This window comes from Levilactobacillus andaensis, assembly GCF_016861695.1.
Taxonomy (GTDB): domain Bacteria; phylum Bacillota; class Bacilli; order Lactobacillales; family Lactobacillaceae; genus Levilactobacillus; species Levilactobacillus andaensis.
Genome location: NZ_BOLP01000011.1, coordinates 84,588 through 109,191 on the forward strand (window position 1 = coordinate 84,588; position 24,604 = coordinate 109,191).

Genomic DNA, 24,604 nt, shown 5'->3' on the forward strand with positions numbered 1-24,604 from the left:
TTCTATCGTTAAAATTCGATTTTACTGTTCTTGACGCTTAGGTGCTGGGTGGAATAAGGAATCCACTGGTTCTTCATGGTAAATCAAGTCAATCGCTTTCCCAAACAGGTCGCCCACAGACATCACAACGAACTTGTCGCTTTGCTTGTCCTCTGGCAATTGAATGGAATCGGTGATAACCACCTTTTTCAGAACGGAATCATTGATCCGCTGAGTGGCATCCCCGGACAACACGGCATGCGTTGCGCAAGCATACACATCAGCCGCACCGGCCTTTTTGAGGGCATCCGCTGAAATGGTGATGCGGACAGCCGTATCAATAATGTCATCCACCAAGATAGCGTGCTTGCCCTTCACGTCCCCAATAACGGCCTCTGGATGTGCCGCACTTTCGGAATCGTCACGATTGTCGATAATGGCAATTGGGGCGCTCAGCAATTCTGCTAACCGCCGAGCTCGGCTCACACCGGCGTGGTCAGGTGCAACGACCACGATATCTTCATCGGCCATCGCGCTTTCTTCAAAGTAGCTGGTCAACAAGCGGTCGCTTTGTAAGTGGTCGACCGGAATATCGAAGAATCCTTGCAATTGTGCTGCATGCAAGTCCAACGCAATGACCCGGCTCACACCGTCCATCTGCATGAGTGATGCAATCAATTTTGCCGTAATAGGTTCCCGTGAACGGGCCTTTCTGTCGGCTCGTGAGTACCCATAGTACGGAATGACCACGTTGATCTTATCCGCACTGGCCCGGCGCGCTGCATCGACCATGATCAAAAGTTCCATCAGGTTGGTGTTGACTGGGTCCGAAACGGATTGAATGATGAACAATTCATCCCCCCGGATACTTTCGTCAATACTGATCTGAATTTCACCGTCACTAAAGTGCTTGATCGTTGCTTTTCCCAATTCAACTCCAGCGGCCTTCGCAATCTTTTCTGCGAGTGGTCGGTTTGAGTTCAAGGCAAAGACTTTCATTCTGCCAGCTTCGACGTGTTCTGCCATAACAGCCTCCCAGTGGGGATTACCCACAATTCGTTAATTTTTACTGTCTATATTATCGCAATCTTTGTCACGAAACGCAACGCCTGAACTAGCTATTTTGGCTCGATGGCATAAATTGTTGCGGGGTCGTCCCTTGCATGCCGATCATGGGGTCGATGCCCCCAGCCAAAACTAATTCTGGCGTCAACCGATAGTCCTGCGGTTCAGTCGGCGCTGATTCCACTTCCGGCGCCGTGATTGCCCCAGTTGACGGTGTTTCACCCGTCTCACTGGCTTGAGGCTTTGTCGGCAACGTTGGTTGTTCAGCCTCAGAGGTGGCCGCAACTGGTGCAGCATCTTTAGCTGGTGTGTCATCCGGAGCGATCACCGACTGAATTCGTAAGGTCAACGTGGTATGCCGGTTGACCGACAGATTCGTGACACAGGTCTCAAACGCCTGGGGTTCACCAATCAAAATCAGCATGTCGGCTGCCCGCGTGACCGCCGTGTAGAGCAGGTTGCGTTGCAGCATCCGGCTATACTGGTTGACCATTGGCAAAATCACCAGCTTGAACTCGGACCCCTGCGACTTATGAATCGACATACAGTAAGCCAAGGTCAGGCGATTCCAGTCATTGCGTGAATAGCTCACTTCGGTCTGTTCAAAGGCGATCGTCAGGGTATCCGATTTGACTTCACTGCGTTTGTCACTAGCCAGGTCAATTCCCGTGATAGTCCCAATATCACCATTAAAAACGTTATTTTCGGGACTATTCACCAGATGTAAGACCTTGTCGCCGATGCGGAAATGCTGATTACGGAACTCGACTTCCTTTGACCGCTCACTCTTCTTGGGATTTAAAATATCCTGCAAGACGACGTTCAACCGATCAATACCGGCCGTTCCCCGGTACATTGGCGCCAACACTTGAATGTCAGCGGCCGAGAACCCTTTGGCATGAGCCTTGGCCACAATTTGGTCGATAACGGCCGGTACCTGCCCCGCATGACACGCGATAAACGAGCGGTCTGGTTGATTCTTGGTGAAGTCGGCCGGCAATTGCCCCTTCTTAATGGCGTGCGCCAACGGAATGATCGATGAGCCATCCCCTTGCCGGTAAATCGTATCCAACTGAATCTTATCCAGATGGTCACTATCCAACAAATCGTGGAAGACCTGGCCGGGTCCGACTGATGGCAGCTGATCCTTATCTCCCACGAGAATGACCTGCATGCCATCCGGAACAGCCCGGAGCAACGTCTTCATCAGGTAGACATCGACCATCGACACTTCATCGATGATCAGCAGGCCACCCTCCAGGTCCTTGGTTGCCGCAGCGTCTAAATCGTTCTCCCGGCCAGTCAATCCCAACAACCGGTGAATCGTGCTGGCGGGTAAGCCGGTCGACTCACTCATGCGTTTGGCAGCCCGACCAGTGGGGGCAGCCAACAGGATTGGAAATGGCTTATCCTTATACTCGTTAATATCCAATGATACATCATACAACCGTGCGTACAGGTTGACCAACCCTCGAATAATGGTCGTCTTCCCGGTCCCGGGTCCCCCCGTCAAGAGGAGCACCTTGGCGCGAATGGCCGCCGCCAACGCCGAGGTCTGGGAATCGTCATACACGATGTCGGCCTGGTTCTCTACGATGCGCAGTTGCTTTTTAATAGCTTCCTCGCTAAATTCCGGTCGGTGATCATCGGCCTGAAGCAAGCGTTGTAAATGCTCGGCAATCTGCCATTCTGCATCATACAACGATTTCAAATAAATTCGTTGCTCATCACCAACGACCTTTTGCTGCTTGGCCAATTCGAGCAATTGGTCCGCCAAGTTTTGCGGATTCAATCGCACATTTCGTGAATTTTCAAGTAGACTTAACGCGTTGTTCAAGAGTGGCTTCGCCGTCGTATAGGTATCCCCATTGGCCACTGATAAGTCGTTCAACGTCTGGAGTAAGCCAGCTCGCAACCGTTCCGGACGATCCGCCTCGTAGCCGAGTTGCGTGGCAATCTGGTCAGCCCGTTTGAAGCTGACCCCGGTGATATCTTCGGCCAATTGGTACGGGTTGTCGTGAATCACGTCCAACGTTTTCTCCTGGTAACGGTTATAAATGGCCGCCGCCAAGGTACTCCCGAAGCCGTAACCATTGAGACCAATGATGATCTGCTCCATCCCGTTATTGGTCTGCAGCTGACTAACCAGCGTCGCCACGACCTTAGGTGACAGACCAAGTGGCGTCAACACACTGCTATCGTTTAAAATTTTCTCAATTGCATTGGTGCCGAGGCCGTCAACGATTTTCTCGGCTGTTTTCTTCCCCAATCCAGGGAAATCATCGCCACTCAGATAGGCAATGAGGCCACTACGCGAGGTCGGCGTCTCATTTTGATAGTTGTCGGCTTGAAATTGCACGCCGTATTTCGGGTGCTCAACGCGTTTCCCGGTGAATCGGTACGTGACGTCGTCCTTAATGTCCGCAAAGTTCCCGGTCACGACAATCTCGTCCTCATGCCAATCCAAGCTAGTCTCCGAGACCTTGACCAACATGACCTTATAAAAACTATCGTTACTGGCAAAGAAGACCGCACTGACGGTGCCGACCACGTAATCGGCTTGTCCAGCGCTATCCGCCGCAAATAAATCCAGTGATTCGGTTGCCATCTGCTTGCCTCCCTTCGTTACTTGTCCGTCTTCCCTTGTTGCGTTTGCACAAATCGTTCAATATCGGCTAGTCGTTGCTGGCCCTTTTTAAAATAGGTCGGATCTTGTTGCTTGGCCAAGTCAAAGTAGGTCACGTAGGGTTCGCCCTGAACCATGGCAACTAAACCGCGATCAAAGTTCGCCCGGCCGTTCTCAAAGTCTAACGCCAACACTTGATCATAGTACTGCGCCGCCTGAGCCATATTTCCCAGTGCCAACAGATTTTCGGCCACCACTTGTAAGGTTGCCGCGTCCTTGGGCTGACTGGTCAGTGCCGTTAAAGCAAAGGCCAACGCCCGCTTGTGGTCGCCGTTAGCCATGTAGCTCTGCGCCAACATGAGGTAACCGGCACCCTTCCATTGACTACCTAACTGGTCAAATTGTTGAATCGCCTTGGTATAATCCTGAGCGGCATAGTACACATTGCCCAAGCCATACCGGAGCTTTTCCACGACATCCTTTTGGGCCGCAAACAATCCTAAAGCCTTCATCAATAACTCTTCAGCCTGTGCATAGGAATTGAGGTCGACTAAGACCGTTGCCAACTCATAATAGGCGTCGGCATCCCCCGGATGGGTATCGATGCGTTGTACTAATTGGTGGACTAAACGTTCTGAACGCTGCTTGTCCGCGTCACGACTTTTTTCATTTTTGTCTGTCATTATTCATCACCTAAATTGTATCGGTCGGCGTTGCCGCGGCCGTTAGAAAACTTGTGTCATTCCAGTCGATCAAATCAAAGTGGTGACCATCGGTAGTTTCTAGGATGGTCACACTGGTGTTCCGAATGCCACCGCGCTTCCGCAGGTCAGCAAGTGGTGTCCCCAGTAATGCATTGATTTCAGCATTCAAAGCGGCCCCATGACTGACGATCAACACATTATCCGTTGGTCGTGGATTGTCCGCCACAATGGTTTGAATCGCGGGCGTCATCCGGTCGATCACTTCGGTAAAGGTTTCCCCACCAATGGTCGCCGCGTCGTACTGGTCCGGATGGTTGCGAAAGGCATCCAACTCGGCTGGAAACTGTTGCCGAACATCGTCGAAGGCCATGCCCTCCATTTGTCCCAGATGAAACTCTTCCAAACGGCTCATCAGGGTCAAGGGGACCCGTTGGTGGAGCTCATGCACGACTCGTCGTGCGGTCACCCGCGCCCGCTTGATGGGACTCGCGTAGGCATGGGTAAACGGCGTGTCACGCAGAAAGTGGCCGACCTGAACCATCTGTTGGTAGCTTTCGGTCAACAGGGGTGAATCGCCCCCGGCACCTTGGAAACGACCTTCCAGGTTCCATTGGGTCTTGCCGTGACGAATAAAGTATAATTTCAACGCGTAATCTTCCCTTCTCTACTCTCTTCAATGCTTCTCATACTGGTTATTGGTTACTACAACTTATTTTAAAATGGTTTAAACATAGATTGTGTTAAATTAGCCGCACTCCGGCTGCCAGGGATTCCGCCTGCTGTGGGGACGCTCCGGACTGAGGAACGGTCCTCCGACTCGATTTGAAGCCACACCAGGACCGTGTGTCTTCAAAGTCGCCCATATTGGGTGCTAGCCATACGGCCAGCACCCAATATTACCACGGCTGGCTGCATCCCTGGCCTCCTCCGGCTCTGATTGTGCTCTACCACTTTAGTCGTTAAGACCAAGTGCGAATCGAATCATCAGTTAGAGCTGTTATCACCAATTCATCTGTGAATTATCACGTTACTTGGCACAGGAAACGCAGCAGATATGTCTGATAACCGTACTAATGCTGTAATGGGCTTCTCAATCGATCAATCTTAAATCTCGCATATCCAGCTGGACTGATAATTCAGCCACTCTGTCGCTATAAATCACAGTGTAAGCCGAGAGGTCGGCAAATATGGGCTCAGGCGCGTCGTTCTACTTAGTCGGCGTTTTTAGCCGGCTTAGTAGAAAACCAATCTTGGAGACTCGCTTTCGAGGCTTCAAGTTGTGTTCGCACCGTTCCAGCCCATATTTGCCGACCGGTAAGGCGACCTCCACGCCATGTTACCGCCACACACGTACATCCTATATATTATGCCAGTTTTGGGGGCTATTTCAAAGAAACTCCGCCAGAAAATTCAATTTTATCCAGATTGCTAGCAACATTGAACCGTTTGTATCCTACAAAAAGGGTCTAGGACAAAAGTCCCAGACCCTTTTTACGCTCTGAACGTATATTGTGGAAACGTGCGCCAAAAGGCAGTCAACTCCGCTTAACCCCGATAGACAAACAATCCAAAACCGGGATTATTCGTCTATCGACGTTAATGCTCATTGACTAACCGCCTTTTGTCACACTCTTAACTGTGTTTAGATTAACTGTAACTCGCGGTCCTTGTTGTAGGCAGCGTCAATAATGGCACTTCCTAGGCACTCGTCGCCGTCGTAGAAGACAACCGCCTGACCAGGCGTGATGGCCCGGGCTGGGTCGTCAAACTCGACCGTGACCTGCTGACCGTCATCGCTCAAGTGAACGGTCACGCCAGTATCCTTTTGCCGGTAACGGAACTTCGCCGTGCAGTGGAAGTCACTGCCGCGATCAATGGTGTTTACCCAGTGAATGTCCGAAGCAGACAAATGCGTCGCGTACAAGTGTGGGTTGTGATAGCCTTTACCCACGTACAGGATGTTCTTCGTCAAGTCCTTACCAATGACAAACCAAGGCTCGTTATCCTCACCGTCACCACCGATGCCTAAGCCGCGGCGCTGACCGATTGTATAGTACATTAAGCCGGCGTGGTCACCCTTGACCTCACCGTCGACCGTCATCATCTTACCGGCCTTAGCTGGCAGATAGGTGTTTAAGAAGTCCTTGAAATGGCCCTTCTCACCGATAAAGCAGATTCCCATGGAGTCCTTCTTGTCGGCAGTGGCCAAACCAGCCTCTTTAGCGATCTCACGAACCTGTGGCTTAACCAAGTCACCGATTGGGAACATTACCCGATCCAACTGCTCAGTTGAGAGCTGGCTCAAGAAGTAAGTCTGGTCCTTGTTCTGATCCACGGCCCGCATTAAGTGCGCGTCGCCGTTCTCGTCACGCGTCAACTGTGCATAATGACCCGTTGCGATGTAGTCAGCACCCAGCTCCAATGCGTAGTCCAAGAAAGCCTTGAACTTGATCTCTTTGTTACAGATCACATCGGGGTTCGGTGTCCGACCCTTTTTGTACTCGTCCAAGAAGTACGTGAACACGCGGTCCCAGTATTCCTTTTCAAAGTTGACGGAGTAGTAAGGAATGCCAATTTGAGAAGCAACCTTTGCTACATCTTTATAGTCTTCTGTGGCGGTACAAACCCCGTTCTCGTCCGTATCGTCCCAATTTTTCATGAAGACGCCGATCACGTCATAGCCCTGCTGCTTTAAGCGCAAAGCGACAACGGAGGAATCGACCCCGCCACTCATACCAACGACAACCCGTGTTTGGCTGTTGTCCTGCATGATATCACCATCATTTCTCTCAGATTCTGGAGAATCTACGATTTGAAGGTCGCATAAATCCAGTATTGCCTAGTTTACCCATTTTCCAACTGTTTTGCAAGCCTGGCGTTTCCTTTCACCAATCCACTCACTTTGAGCGTTTTCAGGTAGACGCCTCACTCCATCAGCACTATAATTAAAAAATGATTAGAATTGCATAATATTTTAATAAGTAAGGAAGCGACACCTATGTCCGCACCCATCATTTCCATCAATCATGCCAGTTTTAGCTACGTGACCTTTACCAAACAATCCGGCCTCAGTGGCGCTTGGCACGACCTGTTTCACCGCCAAAAAAGCACCGTTCCGGCCGTTCAGAACGTCTCCTTACAAGTGAACCGGGGCGAAGTTCTCGGCCTCCTAGGCGCCAATGGGGCGGGCAAAACGACCCTGATCAAACTCATGACCGGCATTCTTCCAGTTAACACGGGTAACGTGCACCTTTTTACCGACCAAGTTCCCTTTCGCAAGCGCCCCGCCTTTCTCCAACGCATCGGCGTGATGCTCAGTCAAAAGAGTCAGTTGGCCTGGGACCTGCCACCACTGGACACACTAGTCTTGTTACGGGAAATTTACCACATTCCCCACGACCAATTTACCACCTGGCTGGCCTTTCTCACCAAGGAACTGGCGGTCACACCACAACTGCATGTGCCGGTTCGTAAATTGTCACTGGGCCAGCGCATTAAGTTTGAGTTGATCTGTGCACTGATCCATCGACCGGAGATCCTCTTCCTGGACGAACCCACGATTGGCATCGACGTCAGCAGTCAGGCCAACATCTATCGGTTTCTGAAACAGCTGAACCACGATACCCAGATGACGATCATCCTGACCAGCCACAACACCAAGGATATCGAGGCCTTGGCACAACGTGTAGCGGTCATTAACCATGGCAAAAAGATCTTCGATGGCACCACGACCGGTCTGATCAGTCATTACGCGACCGTGCCGCTGCTGGAAATCGTGACGGACGGGCCACTCGCCCCATTGCCCGCACACGTTCGCCGGGTAGATGCCATCCATTACGAAGTGAACGCCACCACACTGGCCACGTTGCCGATCGACCCGCGCCACATTTTAAGCGTGACTCGGCGCAACGGTAGCCTGGACGCCATCCTCACACAGCTGTTTTCGGAGGAGGCGCCAACACAATGAAATACTGGGTAACCTGTCAAAATGCCCTACTGACCACGTTGGCCTACCGGGGTAACCTCCTTTTGCACTTATTGACCACTACTATTAACGTTTTAGTCACCATTTTCATGTGGCTAGCTGTCTATAATTTTAGCGGGCGTTCCGACATCGCTGGCATCCAACCGCAACAAATGGTGCTCTACCTGATTGTCGTCAATATCCTAGCGCTGATTTTCTCTGCGGACCCCATCTTTAAATTTAGTGGGCTGGTGCGTAGTGGCAATCTTTCCATCGTCCTCATGCGGCCCATCAATTATTTCGTTCAGAGTTTCTGGGATTACCTCGGACGGGCCATTCCCTACCTCATCATTTATGGCCTCGCAACTGGCATCATCAGCCCCGTCTTTCACCGGGGACCACTGTATGGCCTCAGCAGTCTCTTGCTCATGGCCGTGACGTACGGCATGTTCTTTCTTATGATCACCGCCATCAGTCTTTGCAGCTTCTGGCTGGTCCAGGTCTGGCCCCTGCGTCCCGTATTGAGCGCCCTCTTCTTACTGCTCGGAGGCCAGGCCTTTCCGCTCCAAGTCCTGCCAGCAACCTTTTCCTGGCTGATTTACAATCCCTTTTCCTTGGCCGGAAATCAACTGACCTTACTGCTGTTAGGAAAACTCTCCCTCGGTCAAATTGCGACTACCGGGGGCTGGGCCATGCTCTGGACCATCGTTGCCCTCGTTCTGATCAAATTGACCTGGCAGCGCGGGATTCGTTCCTATGAGGGGGTGGGCAGCTAATGGTCAAAATTTATCGCGTGTTGGTCACCCAGAGTCTCGCGGAAACCATGACCTACCGGGTAACGACTATTTTAACCGCCTTATTCGGCGTCTTATTCTATGCTATCGAGTTGATTACCGGGGGTGTCTACTTTTCGTTTACGCCCACCATTTACGGCTGGAACTTCCTAGATTACCTGAATCTCATCACGACGGCCAACCTCATCAGCTACGCCTACCAATTTTTATTTGTTGCTGCCCACGAGGACCTTGCCGACCAAATTTTGTCGGGCAACTTGGACTATTCCTTGCTACGGCCGGTAAACTCCTATTGGTTCCACGCCTGTTACCGGGTGGACTTTCCCTCGCTGGTCACGTTGATTCTGACGGGGATCATCGAGGGCGTCATCTTGGCACGGCTACACCCAACGCCGCTCAATTTGCTGTTTTACTTGATTGCGGTCATCGTGGGAGTTGCTTTCGTCTTCGCCCTCAACCAGATCATGGTGACGCTGGCCTTTTGGGTCGACGGCCTGACCGCACTCAATGGCATCCCCGAAGATCTGATGACGGCCTCGGCTAGACCAGCTAAAATTTACCCGCGGATGATTCAACAACTCTTTCTCTGGGTCATCCCGTCATTGGCCATCACCAACGTTCCGGCCCAATTTGGCCACAATCACCCCACGTGGCTCCTGTTGTGGACAACGCTGGTCACTGGGCTGTTACTCATACTTTCATACATCGAATGGCAACGAGGTCTGCTCAAATATGTCTCGGCCAACTAAGGAGACGCCCCATGGAACACGAACCCAATGACATCACCCTAGAAACTGCCAATGGTAACTTCAATTACCGTGCAGCCGGCACCATCTTTGACACGACTGGCCGCATTCTCGTCACCACCTCGACCACGGCCGATGCTGTTCTAATTGGCGGGCGCGTCAAGCTCCACGAATCGGCTGCGGCCGCCATCACCCGTGAATTTCGCGAAGAACTTGGCGTCGTAGTCACCCCGACTCGCTTGCTAGCAGTAGCTGATCACCAAGCCACAATTCCAGGTGAAACCTGGCAACAAGTTGTGCTCCTCTTCCAAGTTGAAACGACAGCCACCTTACCAGCGGCTACCTGCAATGGCGACCGCTTACTCTGGAAAACACCGGAACAGCTCACCAAGATTGATTTTCAACCGGCAGAACTCCAGCAGTTTCTCCAGCCAAATCGGTCGCCACTCTACGTTCAAGACCTGGACGATGGCTTCGGGTCTAGCTGGTGAGCTAGTTCTAAAATACCAGTCATGCCCGTTCTAGCAACAACAGTGGAACTAAAACTAGGCAACCTGGTGATTCTTTCGCCTTACCGGCCGGCAGATATGGGCTGGAACGGTGCGAACACAACTTGAAGCCTCGAAAGAACCGAGTCTACAAGCTTGGTTTTCTACTAAGCCGGCAAGAATCGCCAACTAAGTAGAACGACGCGCCTGAGCCCATATCTGCCGACCTCTCGGCTTACACAGCCTTCTTAGGCGACAAGGATAATAACTGTACCCATCGTTATTGATCCTTTATTGACTGTTGTCGTGGTAAAACACAACCACAAACAGGCGGAATCTCTGGCAGCCGCAGTGCGGCAAGATTTAGCCAAACCTAACGCCAATCAAAAAACGCCGTCCCCACATGGAGAACGACGTTTTTTAGTGATAATCAACCACTACTTCTTTTGCAAGATCTCGCGGTCAATCAGGTTTTGTAAGATAAAGTGGTATTGTTCCACGTTACCTTCCGCGTGCGTCCCCTTGAAGATGTTGACGCGGCTGTTACCGGAAGCGTTGGTCGTTGCCATCTTGAACCCACTTAGGTCCTTGGCCACGGTCACCCGCAACATTTGATTCTTATTGTAGGGTGACGTTGGGTCAACGGAGCGTTCCAACGTATAATTCCCGGCATGGGAGATTTGGAAGCCCACGTCCTTCAACGCATAGGGCTTCACATTTGGATGGAGCACGTAGGTATCCGTGTCACCCTCGATTTTCATTTCTTTAGCAAATAGCATGTTACTTCACCTCACTGTGAGAAAGTCGCTTAACAATGGCACTGACGTTCTTCACGAAAGCGTCAATGTCAGCGCTAGTCGTCTGTTGACCAAATGATAACCGGATGGATTCCGCAATTCGCGGACTATCGGCACCAAACATCGCGGTCAACACATGGGATGGTTCAATCGACCCGGCCGTGCAGGCTGAACCCCCGGAAACGGCGATTCCCGCCAAATCCAGGTTGGTCTGCATGACATAAGTTGAGATTCCCTTGATCCAGATGTTCAAGACGTGCTCCAGGTTTTCCCCCTCAAGGGACCCGTTAATCTCAAAGTCAATACCGTTGTCGGTTAAGCCTTTAACGACTTGTTCCTTGAAGCCATGGAACCGGGCCCGCTTTTCGGCCTTGACCTCCGGCGTCAGTAGCTTAGCGGCCACCGCCATCCCGGCAATTGCGGGAACATTTTCCGTTCCGGCCCGGCGCTTTTCTTCTTGGTCGCCACCCTTGATCAAACTAGGAAAGTTGACACCCTCCCGTTTGTACAAGAAGCCGATCATCTTGGGGCCGTTGATCTTGTGGGCAGACGTCGACAACATGTCAATGTGGTCGCGTTGCACGTCAATATCGAGTGACCCGTAGGCCTGAACCGCATCGGTATGGAACCAAGCTTGGTGGTCCTTTAGAATTTCACCAATCTCATGAATCGGCATCCGGCTACCAACCTCGTTGTTTCCCATCATGATGGTCACCAGGATGGTGTCGTCACGTAGCGCAGCCTTAAAGTCATCGAGACTGATCCGGCCATACTCGTCGACAGGCAAATAGGTCACGTCAAAGCCCTGCTCCTCTAAGGCGTGCAGTGGCTTTAACACGGCTTCATGCTCAATCTCCGTGGTAATGATGTGCTTACCCAGTGACTGCCGAGCCAGCGCCGTCTGGGTAATAGCCGTGTTATCACTTTCACTCCCACCACTGGTGAAGATGATCTCTTCATCGTGCGCAGCGTTGACGCTCTTGGCAATCACCTGGCGACTATTTTCCATGACCGTATGGGCTTGACGTCCCAAGCCATACAGTGTTGACGCGTTGCCGTAAACGTTGGCCATCTTGTCGACCATTTCGTTTAGGACCTCGGGTGCCATGGGGGTCGTTGCGGCGTTGTCCAGGTAGATTTCCCGGACAGCATTACTATTATCAATATGAATCTCTTGCATCCTCAAAAAACCTCCTGAAAAGCTTTGCTAGTTCTGTGCGGCTAACAAGGCTAATAACATTTGTGCAGAACGATGGCCTGCATCAATAATAAAGTCATCAAAGTTAACACCGGAATCATTATCGGCGTTGTCGGACATCGCCCGAACCACAACGTAAGGGACGTCGAATTGGTGGGCAACTTGACCGACTGCGGCCCCTTCCATTTCACCAGATAAGGCATCTGGGAAGTGGCCCATGATGGCCTTGATGGTCTCTGGGCTGTTCAGAAACTGATCCCCGGTCACAATCAAACCAAGCTTGGTCTTCAAGCCGGTTTCAGCAGCGGCGGCCACAATCTTTTCGCCCCATTCTTTGGAAGCAGTGAATCGAGCTGGCTGTTGTGGTAATTGACCGTATTCGTAGCCAAAGGCCCGCGCATCGGCATCGTGATAAGCCGTTTCGGTGGAAACGACCACGTCACCAATGTTTAAGTCAGGCGCCAAGGCTCCGGCCGACCCAGAGTTGATCATCACGTCAACATTAAATTGGGTAATCAATAAAGCGGTCGTCAAACCAGCTTCCACTTTCCCAATTCCGGATTGGACCAGAACGACGGATTGGCCGTGAATGGTCCCTTGATAAAATTCCAATCCATGAATGACGGTCGTTGTCCCGTTCTCGAGGGCATCGTGTAATTCCTTAATTTCTTCTTCCATGGCGCAGAGGATTCCAAATGTCATGTTGTGTCGCCAACTCCTTTTTTATGTTTATTTACTTAATTAATCAAGAAAACAGCTAAAACGTGAATTCCACGCCTAGCCGCTACTTAAAACTCAACAAAGAATAGAATCAAATAGACCGCGATAATCAACACGACCAACCAGCCAATCGCCCAGTTGAGTCGCCGACCCAATCGGTGCTGCTTGTCACCCGTGGGATTAACCCGTTGATTCGATTCTACTTCATCATCCGGAAGCGGATCACCGTGAGTGCGGGCGTATTCCTTTTCGACCTGCACCCGTTTGCGGTCACGCTCCTGAAATTCCTTTTCAGCGCGTTCCTGCTCCTTACGGTAATCTGCTCTCGTTTTCGGTTGATCATCCTGTTGCATGCTGTCACCTACTTCTGTAATAACCAGTAATAGATGGCCGTAACCGTTTTGGCGTCTTCAATCTCACCATTTTCAATCATGGCCTTGGCTTCGTCCTTCGTTACCGTTAAGAGTTCGAGGTTTTCACCCTGGTCTCGCGGTAATTCAGTCGTTACCGGCTTTAAATCAGTCGCTAAAAAGAGTGTCATGTATTCGTCAGAAAACCCAACACTGGAATAAAAACCAGTGATTCGCTTTAACTGACCCGGTTGATAACGAATCTCTTCGTTCAACTCCCGGATAACGGCGTGCTCGGCATTGTCGGCATCCCGACTGTCTAACTTACCAGCTGGAATTTCCAAAGTAGCCGCATGAATTGGTGCGCGCCACTGCCGTTCCAAAAACATTTTATTATCGCTGGTCAAGGCTAAAATACCAACTGCCCCGGTGTGGCGCACAATTTCTCGTGTCGCCGTATCCCCGTTTGGCAGGCGGACTTGTTGCCGTTCCAGCTTGACAATGACCCCATCGTACAGCGTTTCGGACGATTCAACGTGTTCTTCTAAGTCCATGTTAAACCTCCTCAGTCGTCCCCGTGATCACGGGCGTCACTTTAGCCGCTTGGAGGCCACGCATCCCTTGAACAACCACGAATTGGACGGTCTGACCGACTTCGAGCTTCTTGAATCCTTCACCAACGATGGCCGTGTAGTACACAAAGATATCACCATCAGCGGGCGTGGTAATAAACCCAAAGCCGCGTTGTTCACTATAACTTTTTACTTTTCCGGTTAACATGGTATTCCCTCCCATACATAGCCCAAATTATACTCGCTTGAACGGTCGACCGCAAACAATGGTTCCCTCAACCGCTCAGCTTGGCTAATTCTTAAGCTCTCAACTGTCTTAAGGTCAAAAGATTATATTGATTAAAAATGGCCGCACTCCGGCTGCCAGGGATTCCGCCTGCTGTGGGGACGCTTCAGACTGGAAGAACACCAGTCTTCTCGCTCGATTTGAAGCCACGAAGACCACGCGTCTCCAAAGTCGCCCATATTGTTAGCTAGCCAACGGCCAGCTAACAATATTCTCACGGCTGGCTACATCCCTGGCCTCCTCCGGCTCTGATTGATTTTCGATGTAATAGTCGTTTAACCCTTGGAGCACTTAAACTTTCTAACCTGATGTTTACCTTTCTACTGGCCTAACCTGGTCATCTGCTAATAATTTGCTGCACAACATGCCCATACCTTGCCTAACCAACGAGAAATTTTATCAAGGTTACCGACACTTAATAATCGCTAAACAAGTCAACCCCATTGAGTTGTCCTTAATTCTACCCAATTTCACTTCAATTACTCGTTAAATGGCTTAGTTAGTTGGGCAACTGTGAAATGTCAAAAATTGTATCGGAGCACAACCCGAGCAGGTGGAATCTCTGGCAACCGCAGTGCGACCAGCTCTCCACCAAGCCAGATCATATTAAAAAGCCCGCAACCGCAATGGCTACGAGCTTTCATTTCAATCAAAAATTACTTTTCTTCAAAGCCTTCAGTGGCCGTTTCTGGGTAGTTGGCCCGGACAATGGCGGCACAACGGGCACAGAAGTGTGGGTAGTCAGCGTCGCTACCAACGTCTTCCTTGGTCAAACGACAACGTTCGCAGACCTCACCGGCAGCTGGCGTGACCTTAACGGCCATGTGGTCGAAGGTCAACGCGTCGGCTGGTGCTTGGTCCAACTTAGCAACGTCTAAGCCGGAAACCAACAGGATCTGTTGCACATCAACGTCCAACTTAGCCAGCATGGCTTCCGTATCGGCATCAACGTACAGGTCGAGGTGGGCTTCAGCGGCCTTCCCAATCAACTTCTCGTCCCGTGCTTCTTCCAACGCCTTCAAGACGTGGCTCCGCAAGGTCATGAAGTGATCCCAGGTTGACTTGTGGTCGTCATCTTCGGCTTCCACGGCGTCATCCATGTCCATCACAACTGGCATTTCTGCTAATTGAACGAAGTCTTCTGGTTCCTTCAAGAAGTCCCAGATTTCTTCGGCGGTGTGTGGCAGGATCGGCGTGATCAACTTCGTCAACGTCACGGCAATCTGATAGAAGACCGTTTGCATTGACCGGCGAGCCGCACTGTCCTCTGCCTCGATGTAGAGAACATCCTTGGCAAAGTCGAGGTAGAACGCGGACAAGTCACTGACAACAAAGTTGATGAGTTCCTTGTAGATGTTCAGGAAGTCAAAGTTTTCGTAATGACTTTCAACACTCTTAGTGAACTCGTTTAATTGATACAGCATGTGCCGGTCAACGGCAGTCAACTGGTCAAAGGAAACAGCATCCTTTTCAGGGTCAAAGTCACTCGTGTTGGCCAACAGGTAACGCATCGTGTTCCGCAGCTTTTTGTAGCTGTCAGAGATCTTCACGAAGGATTCCGTTGAGACCCGCACGTCGGCTGAAGTATCCACGGAGGTTACCCAGAGACGCACGATGTCGGCACCCATCTTCTGGATGATTTCATCAGGGGCAATCGTGTTCCCGATGGACTTGGACATCTTGTGCCCATCTTTGTCCAACGTGAACCCTTGTGAAACGACCTGCTTGTACGGTGCCTTGCCAGTAGCGGCGACACTGGTGATCAAACTAGAGTTGAACCAGCCACGGTATTGGTCGGAACCTTCCAGGTAAAGGTCTGCTGGGAAGTCCAAGTAGTCGCGTTCAGCCAGCACACCCTGGTGAGACGAACCGGAGTCAAACCAAACATCCATGATGTCGTTTTCCTTCGTAAATTCGCCATTTGGTGAGTGTTCGCTAGTGAAGCCTTCTGGTAAGAGGTCCTTAGCTTCGCGCTTGAACCAGATGTTGGAGCCGTACTTACCAAAGAGATCAGCCACGTGGTTGACCGTTTCTGGCGTGATGATGGCTTCTCCGTCTTCACCATAGAAGATTGGCAGTGGCACACCCCAGACCCGTTGACGGGAGATAACCCAGTCGCCACGGTCCTTGATCATGTTTTCCAAACGACGCTTGCCCCAATCTGGTTGGAACTTAACGTCCTTTAGGCTGTCCAAGATTTCATCACGAATCTTGTCTACGGAAGCGAACCATTGTGGCGTTGCCCGGAAGATAACGGGCTTCTTGGTCCGCCAGTCAAATGGGTAACTGTGTTCATATGGCATGTAGTCGAGCAAAGCGTTGTTGGCCTTTAACTTGTCCAGGGCGATCTTGTTGGCATCTTCATAGAACACACCCTCAAAGTCTTCGCCGGCTTCGGCGGTCATGTACCCTTGGTCGTTAACGGGAACTAAGACGGGCAGGTTGTATAACTTACCCACGTTAAAGTCATCTTCCCCTAAACCAGGTGCCGTGTGGACCAAACCAGTCCCAGTTTCGGTCGTGACGAAGTCGCCTAACATCACAACCAGCTTCCGGTCGGCGATGAATGGGTGTTGGGCAATAATGTTGTCCATGTCTTGACCCATCACGGTCTTCAAGACCTTAACGTCTTTCCAGCCGAAACGTTCGGCGTTTTCTGCAACTAAGTCATTAGCTAAAACGAATTTCCGGTCTTCCCCAGCGGGTTGAACGACGGCGTATTCGATACCAGCATCGATGGTAATCCCTTCAGAACCAGGAATGGTCCAAGGCGTCGTGGTCCAGACGACTAAGTAAGTGTCATCGTCCAAGACACCCTTGCCATCAACGACTTTTTCGCCGTAGAAAGCAGATGGTGAGGTCACATCGTGATATTCAACTTCGGCTTCCGCCATAGCTGATTCGGATGACCATGACCAGTAAACGGGCTTCTTCCCCTTGTAGATCAACCCACGCTTAGCAAATTCACCAAAGACCCGGACTTCAGCAGCCTCAAATTCTGGCTTCAACGTCAGGTAAGGATTGTCCCAATCGCCAGCGACACCCAGGCGCTTGAACCCATCGCGTTGTAAGTCAACTTGCTTCAACGCGTAGTCGCGACAGAGGTCACGGAATTCAGCGGTCGACATCTTCTTCCGGTCGTAACCGGCCTTCGTCAACTGTTGTTCGATTGGGAGACCATGAGTATCCCAGCCGGGAACGTAAGGGGCACGGAACCCACTCATCGACTTGTAACGCACAATGATGTCCTTAGAGATTTTGTTCATTGCGTGGCCCATGTGGATAGGACCGTTGGCGTATGGAGGCCCATCATGAAGAATAAAGCTAGGCTTTCCTTCGTTTAATTTTTGTCGGGCTTCGTAGACTTTGTTTTCAGCCCAGGCCTTTTGCCGGTCAACTTCTTTGACTGGTAAATTCCCGCGCATTTTAAACTTGGTCTTACCCAGGTTAAGCGTGTCTTTCACTCGCATACCGTGTTTCCTCCTTAAATTGTTGTAACTCGGTTGGTGAACCGGTGAGCTCAAACCATCACTGGTCTCAGCTCACCGGTCAACCGCAACCGTTGTGAGACGTATATTAAACTGAAAGGTAGAGCATTGCATTCGCCTTACCGGCCGGCAGATATGAGCTGGAACGGTGCGGACACAACTTGAAGCCTCGAAAATGCCGAGTCTTCAAGGTTGGTCTTCTGCTAAGTCGGCCAAGAACGCCGATTAAGCAGAACGACGCGCCTGAGCCCATATCTGACGACCTCTCGGCTTACATAGTAGCTGAACATATAACAGCCCTCTTGATTCACAGTTGAACTGCTATCAATCCAGTCGGACAGCCATTTTTTCTCCGCGTTTAATGCTTGTTTTGGAAATGATCCATCTGAGCCGGAGGCGGCCAGGGATGTAGCCAGCCGTGTCGACGATGTTAGTCGAGGTTCTTTCTCGGCTTACATCGTGGGACGACTTTGGAGACACGTGATCTTCGTGGCTTCAAAGCGAGCCGGAAGCCCGCTTTGAAGGCTGGAGGCGTTCCCCATGGCAGGCGGAATCCCTGGCCGCCGCAGTGCGGCAAATAATACACCATTTTTAAAAACATATAAAAAACGACCCGTCGCAAGGGACGAAGTCGTTCGTGGTACCACCCAATTTTAGTAAGCACTGGTTACCCAGCTCTTACCCTCAAGCACCGTATCGGGGTGCACCGCCACCGCTTACTCGCTTCAGCCGTGGGGCTCGGGAGAATGATACCGCCTAAAAAGAGTGGGTGTTAGCCTTCCACCATCGCTAACTCGCTAGTTCCTTCTTTTTAATTGGCTAGTTTCTCTGTGCCACTGTTATTTATTAGTTTTGGTCAAAATGGGGATCATCATTGTCTGGGAAGATAACGACCGTTTCGCCATCGTCTGGCGCCGAATCAGTCACAGGAGCTTCCGTGACCTGGTCATCTTCCTCAGATGATGTTTCCGAGTTTACGCCTTGTGCAGCGTCGTTGTCAAGCCGGTCACCGACGACCTTCTTGATTTCTTCGTAGCTCGACATGGACCCTTCCTTCAACAGGCTATCCCAGTCGTTGGATTTGACCACTTCAAGCTGACTCTCAAGCATAACCTGTAGTCGTTGCCGGAAGACCCGGGTACTCTTCTTCAAATCATCGGTTTCCACTGCCAGCTTCTTAGCTCGCTTGGAAGCTTCATCCATGATTTGATTCCCTTTGTTCGTTGCTTCAGAAACGATATCAGAGCTTTGCTTTTGGGCTTCGCGAATAATAATTTCCGATTCCTTTTGCGAATTGGCCTTAACCTTATCGGCAGCCTCTTGCGCAACTAAAATGGATTGGTTCAAGGAATCCTTCAAGTCGTTAAAGTACTTCAACTTTTCGTTGGCTGCATCTAACTGTTCTTCTAATTCCTTGTTGTGGTTCAACGTAATCTGGTAATCCTTGATGACTTGGTCTAAAAAGTCATTGACCTCATCAACGTTGTAACCACGCATTTTCGTGCCAAACTCTTTATTATGAATATCTAATGGACTTAATACCATTACACTGTTCCCTCCGCATCTATTTCTTCAACACCGCTAGGGTGACCCGAATCTTTTCCTTCTTCGTTCGACCAGCAACTTCGTCCAATCGAATTCGGCCAAAGCCCCGAACGGACACAATATCCGCCACATCCAGCTCATAGTCTGGCTTGAGGGTATCTGCCCAGTTCAACCGCACATGACCGCCTTCGATCAACTCTTTTGCCCGGTGGCGGGATAAATGAAACCCGGTCCCCACAATGTTATCCAACCGTAGTGACGACAGGGTCGCACTCTCGCTCTCCCACTCGTTCAACGGCCGGACCAACTGCGTCCAGTCGTCCAATTTCAAACGGGCCTTAACTCGGCCGATGCGGTCAACTTGGCTGGTCAAATAATCGACCATCGACGTTTCCGTCACCACCTGCCAAACCTCACCATCGGTCAAAATATCGCCTAAAATTTCCCGTTCGATGCCAGCGCCTAATAGGGTTCCCAGAATTTGACTGTGATGAAGCGTCGCAAACTTCACCGGATAATCGACCCGCATTAGGGTTAGTTCAAAATCCTTGGCTTCCGGCGTATAGTACTCCGGATAGAATAACGCCCGCTGCATTTCCGCATGCTCATGCCCGCCGCTAAAGCGGACGGGAATATCTGCATGCCGCGCTAAGGTTGTTGCGATGTATACCTGACGAGGATTCAAGAAGTGAGTGAGAACTGGCCGGTACTCATCTTGAACCTGTTGGAGCCAGCCAGTAATGGCATCAATAAACGGCGCCTCATCCGGGCGAAAATGCTGGGTAATGTTCTCATCCACGAGTCTTTCCTCCCCTCAAGTTGCTGATGGTTCCCCATCTATTTTTAAATCGACATGAATCGGCGATCATCGTCATATCATAAGCTGCAGAATTAGCATTCCCAGATACTGAATCCCATACTGCACCAATGACAAGACCACGATGGCAACGACCGGCCCAAAACCGATCGGTCCTAATGAAATAAAATTGAAGTAGCCTAGAAACGGCTCCACCAAGCGGCCAACGATGCGACCGAACTTAGATTCATAGCCGCCCGGCAACCAACTCAGTAAGGCGTACACCACAATTAACAGGATGTAAGCACTTACCAGCCAGTTTAAGGCTCTAAAAATCAAACTAACAAAATATATCACGGCGTCGCTCCTTTATTGCGTGAATTGCGTTCCTAAGTTGACCGCGACGTCACCACTAACTTCGAAATTATGTGGCGTGCACAGAAAAATCTGTTCACCGATCCGCTTAATTTCACCACCCACAGCAAAGGCGGTTCCGTTTAGGAAATCCACGATGCGTTGGGCTTGTGCTTCATCGACCCGGGCAAAGTTTACAATGACGGCATCCCCGCCCGTAATTTGTTTTGCGATTGATTTCGCATCCGAGTAGATTCGTGGCTCACAAATCGCAATGTGACTTGAATTGGCTTTCGCAGACCGCATGGCAACCACCTTCCGCCTATCAACCGGTTGACTGGAAGTAGCGGGCTTGGGCGTCGCTACCGGAGTTGAATCCTCTTGATAGTCTTCGTCATAATCATCGTTCGTTCCGAAAAATTTGCTAAGACTAAACTTCTCCGCCATGGTTGGCCACTCCTCTCATAACGAATTCTACAGTTCGCGGGTGCTTACTTCCGCCGCCGCTTAAAGAATGGTGGCGTGTCTTCACCCTTGTTACTATTGTCATCAGCCGCTGAGCTATCGTTTGAGCTCGGGTTGAAAATGTTAAAGTCTGGCTTATCAACGCCTGCAAACTCGTCATGTGAGTTGTTCGCACGCGCTTGCGGTTCTGGACGGTGCGCTGGTTCGCGGATGTCCCAGTTACCAAATGGATCTTGGTCCGTTTCCTTAGGGGCATTCTCTTGGGCAGCAGCATCGTTGGTTGAAGTCGTCCGTTGTTGGTTTTCAGCACGACGGGCAACACGGCTGTGAGCAGCTTCGCGTTCTTCCTTCTTCTTGTCGATCCCGGTCGCAATCACCGTGACCCGAACTTCATCGCCAAGGTCTTCGTCGATCGACGTCCCGAAGATGATGTTCACGTCACTCGTGGCAGCATCAGAAACGATTTGTGAAGCAGCTTGGGCTTCAAACAAGGACAGGTCTGGGCCACCGGTAATGTTCAACAGCACTTGTTCGGCACCATCGATAGACACTTCCAGCAATGGTGACGAGATGGCCTTCTTGGTGGCATCTTCCGTCCGGTTTTCACCGTTAGCGGAACCGATACCCATCAGGGCTGCCCCTTGGTCCTTCATAACCGTCTTCACATCGGCAAAGTCCAAGTTGACGTAGCCAGGACTCGTGATCAAGTCAGAGATTCCTTGAACCCCTTGACGTAAGACGTTGTCGGCTTCTTGGAAGGCTTCCATCATTGGTGTCTTCTTGTCAACGATTTCTAACAAACGGTTGTTGGCAATGACGATCAACGTGTCCACGTTTTCCTTCATTGCGGCAACCCCTTCAGCGGCAAACCGTGCGCGCCGGGGGCCTTCAAAGCTAAATGGCCGGGTAACGACCCCAACAGTCAGTGCACCGCCCTCTTTGGCGATTTTAGCCACGATAGGTGCAGCACCGTTACCGGTCCCACCGCCCATACCGGCAGTGACAAAGACCATGTCGGCGCCTTCAAGGGCTTCTGTGATCTGTTCTTCGCTTTCTTCAGCGGCCTTGGCACCGACCTCTGGGTTGGCACCAGCGCCTAATCCCTTGGTCAATTTCGGCCCGAGTTGAATCTTAGTTTCAGCCTTTGAGGCTTCCAAGGCTTGAACATCCGTGTTGGCCACGATGAATTCAACGCCCTTGACGTCTTCCGTGATCATCCGGTTAACAGCGTTGTTCCCACCGCCACCAACGCCGATCACCTTAATGATTGCGCCGTTATTTTGCGCAGAATCTAGTGAGTATTCCATTCTATATTCCTCCATCTCGCGTTAATCAAAGAAATCACTGAAGAACTTCTTGATTCCTTCGGTTCGCTTCTTCTTCGGTTTTGGTGTCGCCTTACTCTTCTGGTGAGATTGTACGGGAGCATCCACTGCACCATTGTCGGCCGGTTGCTCACGTTGACGAATCTCGTCGGTTTCATCGGCTAATTGGGTCGAACCCGTTAACGCACTCTTGATGAGTAAGTCAATTTCGCTCAGTCCCCCAAAGTAGTTTACCAAAGCTAAAGCCAGGGTAAACGATGGGTGCCGTAACCCCATTTGATCTGGAACGTAGACCCGAACATTCGTGCCAAACTCAGCGGTTGCTAAGTCGGTAATGCCTGGCAATGCCGCAACACCACCAGTCAACACGATTCCTCCCGGCAACTCTAGGGCCTGGACCTTATTCAGGTTTGCCTGCAAGCGCTGGAAGATTTGATCGAGCCGCGCTTCAATAATTTCTGCTAAGTATTTCTCTGAAATTGGCGTGGGCTGGCTTTGACCAACCACGTCAACTGGGAATTCATCTTCATCGCTGGCCTGGGCGGAATCGGCATAGCCATAATCCCGCTTCAGCTTCTCTGCGCTGTCCAGAGACGTGTTCAGCACCACCGAGATATCCTTGGTGATAAACTGACCACCCTCCTGGTCAACATCAATGTACTTCAGCTGGTGATCATGGATAACGGCTGCCGTGGCTTGGCCCCCACCCAAATCGATCAGGATGGTCCCAAAGTCTTGTTCACCGTCATTCATCACCATCATGCCTTGGGCCATTGGATTAATGACCGTGCCCCGCAGATGCAAGCCAGCTTGTTCAACGGCTTTACGGGTATTGTGCATGATGGTCTTGGGTCCCGTAAACAAGGTCCCGTGCAATTCGAGCCGCACGCCGACCATCCCCCGGGGATCCTTGATGCCATCAAACCCATCCACCACGAACTCATCGGCCAAAATGTCGACGACTTCCCGTTCTGGTGGCAAGCTTTGAATCAAAGCCGCCGCCGAAACGCTCCGCACGTCGCGACCGGTGATCTCGCGGGACTGATCGTCAATGGCAATCATCCCACTACAAGGTTCAATCTTTAACATATTTGCGGGAATCCCCACAATCACATCGTGAATTTCGATGCTGGCCTTCTCTTCGGCTTGTCGAACGGCGCGCTGAATCGCTTCCGCTGCTTTGTCAATGTCCACGATTACGCCGCGGCTGACACCATTCGAACGTTCATTTCCCACACCAATAACGTTCATTTGCCCTTTAACATTCTCAGCAACAATGACTTTTATTGAGGTGGTTCCTATATCGAGACCAACGTACATCCCTGAATTATCCATAGAAAAAGGAACCTCCTAAGTTAATCTAATATCAACACTGCATGAATTCGCTTTTTCTCCTAATTATTTTTCAGTTTACCACACTTACTAGGGGTTGAAAAAGCCTTATTGACGCTTTTTAACGCTGAAATCAAAATGAAATTATTTACTGAAGGGGTATGAGTAAGCCCCCACTTCCAAATTGACCACACCTTTGGCCTTCATCTTCGCTGCAATGCTAGGATAAAAGGCCATTTTCTTCGCGAAACTGGAGATGCTGGCATAGACCTCATTGCCGTCGTTCATGAAGAGGTGAACCCGGTCAGGATTGGCTTTGGTCGGTGACTCCTGAATCTCACTGATGCTGCGCTTGATCGTTGGATTGAGCTGCGCGTACTGGAGAATCATGCGGTGCAACGTCTTGGCGTGCTTAAAGTTGCCGTAGACCGGCGTCCCACTTTTCGGTTGCGTCACTGACTGTTCACTAACAATACCATTTTCTAAGACTTCATAGTAACGATTTTGCTTCAATACGTACCCGGCGGTCATAAACTCCGTCACGTGAATCGTCGCGTGATTCGGTCGTTTGAAGTGAATCGTCACCCGCTTGACTCGCGTGTTCCGCTTAACGGCCTGTTTTTCCAACTGTTGCGTATGCCCTAACAGTTGGAAAATGGAATTTCCCGGCTGGACCTGCGCTGCGCGTTGCACCTGGGCCGCGGAGAGGGCAACGTTTCCCGTCACCCGCACCGTTTTGAAATGACTCAGTGGCGAAACCAAGTACACCATGACTAAAATAACGGCAGTAAAACTTCCTAGCAGTATGCTCAGTCGCCGAACTAACTTCCGCGTCCGTTCATGTTTCAGCCGCGGTAACTTATCGCCAATGCGCTTCGCCTTATGGATCCAGCCAGGCGTTTTGGCTCGCTGCCGTTTCTGCTGGGCTTGCGCCTGATACTTCTCCCATGGTGTTAGTGATCGCTGTTGTTTCGGATCGTTACGGTTTAAACGAAGCTTCACGGTCGCTC

Annotated in this window: 23 protein-coding genes; 4 read left to right on the top strand and 19 right to left on the bottom strand. The window is 50.8% G+C overall.

Annotation, left to right across the window (positions count from 1 at the left end; genetic code table 11):
- Positions 1 to 21: 21 nt before the first annotated feature.
- The 5 genes from JUF10_RS09230 to mnmA all read right to left on the bottom strand — a co-directional run bounded on the left by JUF10_RS09230 (position 22) and on the right by mnmA (position 7,144).
- Entirely contained in the window at positions 22 to 1,005 is a 984-nt protein-coding gene (locus JUF10_RS09230; protein ID WP_203641893.1) for a ribose-phosphate diphosphokinase, read from the bottom strand.
- A gap of 88 nt (positions 1,006 to 1,093) precedes the next feature.
- A complete protein-coding gene (gene recD2 / locus JUF10_RS09235; protein ID WP_203641894.1) occupies positions 1,094 to 3,652 on the bottom strand; it encodes an SF1B family DNA helicase RecD2 in 2,559 nt (852 codons plus the stop codon).
- A 17-nt stretch (positions 3,653 to 3,669) separates the two neighbouring features.
- Positions 3,670 to 4,353 (bottom strand): tetratricopeptide repeat protein, encoded by a 684-nt coding sequence (locus JUF10_RS09240; RefSeq protein WP_203641895.1) that lies wholly within the window; start codon positions 4,351 to 4,353, stop codon positions 3,670 to 3,672.
- A gap of 10 nt (positions 4,354 to 4,363) precedes the next feature.
- Positions 4,364 to 5,020: a histidine phosphatase family protein gene (locus tag JUF10_RS09245; protein ID WP_203641896.1), complete on the bottom strand. Its 657-nt coding sequence runs from the start codon at positions 5,018 to 5,020 to the stop codon at positions 4,364 to 4,366.
- A 996-nt stretch (positions 5,021 to 6,016) separates the two neighbouring features.
- A complete protein-coding gene (mnmA, locus tag JUF10_RS09250; RefSeq protein ID WP_203641897.1) occupies positions 6,017 to 7,144 on the bottom strand; it encodes a tRNA 2-thiouridine(34) synthase MnmA in 1,128 nt (375 codons plus the stop codon).
- 228 nt (positions 7,145 to 7,372) lie between these two features.
- On the opposite strand from mnmA, the gene JUF10_RS09255 reads away from it, so the two are divergent.
- Genes JUF10_RS09255 through JUF10_RS09270 form a run of 4 tightly spaced genes read left to right on the top strand, consistent with a single transcriptional unit; the run spans position 7,373 to position 10,369 of the window.
- Positions 7,373 to 8,341 carry an ABC transporter ATP-binding protein gene (locus JUF10_RS09255; RefSeq protein WP_203641898.1) on the top strand — a complete coding sequence of 323 codons (969 nt, stop codon included), beginning with the start codon at positions 7,373 to 7,375 and terminating at the stop codon, positions 8,339 to 8,341.
- Positions 8,338 to 9,114, top strand: a complete 777-nt coding sequence (locus tag JUF10_RS09260; protein WP_203641899.1) for an ABC-2 family transporter protein — start codon at positions 8,338 to 8,340, stop codon at positions 9,112 to 9,114. The genes JUF10_RS09255 and JUF10_RS09260 overlap by 4 nt, the downstream gene beginning before the upstream one ends.
- Positions 9,114 to 9,881, top strand: a complete 768-nt coding sequence (locus JUF10_RS09265) for an ABC transporter permease (RefSeq protein WP_203641900.1) — start codon at positions 9,114 to 9,116, stop codon at positions 9,879 to 9,881. Before JUF10_RS09260 ends, JUF10_RS09265 begins: the two co-directional genes overlap by 1 nt.
- Positions 9,882 to 9,892: 11 nt before the next feature.
- Positions 9,893 to 10,369, top strand: coding sequence for an NUDIX domain-containing protein (locus JUF10_RS09270; RefSeq protein ID WP_203641901.1), 477 nt, complete (start codon positions 9,893 to 9,895; stop codon positions 10,367 to 10,369).
- 434 nt (positions 10,370 to 10,803) lie between these two features.
- Here the strand turns inward: JUF10_RS09270 and JUF10_RS09275 are convergent, their stop codons facing one another.
- The 14 genes from JUF10_RS09275 to JUF10_RS09340 all read right to left on the bottom strand — a co-directional run bounded on the left by JUF10_RS09275 (position 10,804) and on the right by JUF10_RS09340 (position 24,596).
- Positions 10,804 to 11,145: a DUF1831 domain-containing protein gene (locus JUF10_RS09275; RefSeq protein ID WP_203641902.1), complete on the bottom strand. Its 342-nt coding sequence runs from the start codon at positions 11,143 to 11,145 to the stop codon at positions 10,804 to 10,806.
- 1 nt (position 11,146) lies between these two features.
- Entirely contained in the window at positions 11,147 to 12,343 is a 1,197-nt protein-coding gene (locus JUF10_RS09280) for a cysteine desulfurase family protein (protein WP_203641903.1), read from the bottom strand.
- 27 nt (positions 12,344 to 12,370) lie between these two features.
- Positions 12,371 to 13,063, bottom strand: coding sequence for a 5'-methylthioadenosine/adenosylhomocysteine nucleosidase (locus JUF10_RS09285; protein ID WP_203641904.1), 693 nt, complete (start codon positions 13,061 to 13,063; stop codon positions 12,371 to 12,373).
- Positions 13,064 to 13,149: 86 nt separating this feature from the next.
- Positions 13,150 to 13,434 carry a hypothetical protein gene (locus JUF10_RS09290; RefSeq protein ID WP_203641905.1) on the bottom strand — a complete coding sequence of 95 codons (285 nt, stop codon included), beginning with the start codon at positions 13,432 to 13,434 and terminating at the stop codon, positions 13,150 to 13,152.
- Between the two features lie 8 nt (positions 13,435 to 13,442).
- A complete protein-coding gene (locus tag JUF10_RS09295; protein ID WP_143463694.1) occupies positions 13,443 to 13,985 on the bottom strand; it encodes an NUDIX hydrolase in 543 nt (180 codons plus the stop codon).
- A gap of 1 nt (position 13,986) precedes the next feature.
- Positions 13,987 to 14,211 carry a cold-shock protein gene (locus tag JUF10_RS09300; RefSeq protein WP_048735815.1) on the bottom strand — a complete coding sequence of 75 codons (225 nt, stop codon included), beginning with the start codon at positions 14,209 to 14,211 and terminating at the stop codon, positions 13,987 to 13,989.
- A 734-nt stretch (positions 14,212 to 14,945) separates the two neighbouring features.
- Complete coding sequence (gene ileS, locus JUF10_RS09305) at positions 14,946 to 17,759, bottom strand: isoleucine--tRNA ligase (RefSeq protein WP_203641906.1); 2,814 nt, start codon at positions 17,757 to 17,759, stop codon at positions 14,946 to 14,948.
- Between the two features lie 864 nt (positions 17,760 to 18,623).
- Positions 18,624 to 19,322 (bottom strand): DivIVA domain-containing protein, encoded by a 699-nt coding sequence (locus JUF10_RS09310; RefSeq protein WP_203641907.1) that lies wholly within the window; start codon positions 19,320 to 19,322, stop codon positions 18,624 to 18,626.
- 19 nt (positions 19,323 to 19,341) lie between these two features.
- Positions 19,342 to 20,121 (bottom strand): YlmH family RNA-binding protein, encoded by a 780-nt coding sequence (locus tag JUF10_RS09315; protein ID WP_203641908.1) that lies wholly within the window; start codon positions 20,119 to 20,121, stop codon positions 19,342 to 19,344.
- Positions 20,122 to 20,193: 72 nt separating this feature from the next.
- Positions 20,194 to 20,475 carry a YggT family protein gene (locus tag JUF10_RS09320; RefSeq protein WP_203641909.1) on the bottom strand — a complete coding sequence of 94 codons (282 nt, stop codon included), beginning with the start codon at positions 20,473 to 20,475 and terminating at the stop codon, positions 20,194 to 20,196.
- Positions 20,476 to 20,487: 12 nt separating this feature from the next.
- Entirely contained in the window at positions 20,488 to 20,919 is a 432-nt protein-coding gene (locus JUF10_RS09325) for a cell division protein SepF (protein ID WP_203641910.1), read from the bottom strand.
- Positions 20,920 to 20,963: 44 nt separating this feature from the next.
- Positions 20,964 to 22,244 carry a cell division protein FtsZ gene (ftsZ, locus tag JUF10_RS09330; protein WP_203641911.1) on the bottom strand — a complete coding sequence of 427 codons (1,281 nt, stop codon included), beginning with the start codon at positions 22,242 to 22,244 and terminating at the stop codon, positions 20,964 to 20,966.
- A gap of 21 nt (positions 22,245 to 22,265) precedes the next feature.
- Positions 22,266 to 23,597 carry a cell division protein FtsA gene (gene ftsA / locus JUF10_RS09335; protein WP_203641912.1) on the bottom strand — a complete coding sequence of 444 codons (1,332 nt, stop codon included), beginning with the start codon at positions 23,595 to 23,597 and terminating at the stop codon, positions 22,266 to 22,268.
- A gap of 141 nt (positions 23,598 to 23,738) precedes the next feature.
- The gene (locus JUF10_RS09340; RefSeq protein ID WP_203641913.1) at positions 23,739 to 24,596 is read right to left on the bottom strand and encodes a cell division protein FtsQ/DivIB; all 858 of its coding nucleotides are present in this window, start codon (positions 24,594 to 24,596) and stop codon (positions 23,739 to 23,741) included.
- Positions 24,597 to 24,604 lie beyond the last annotated feature (8 nt).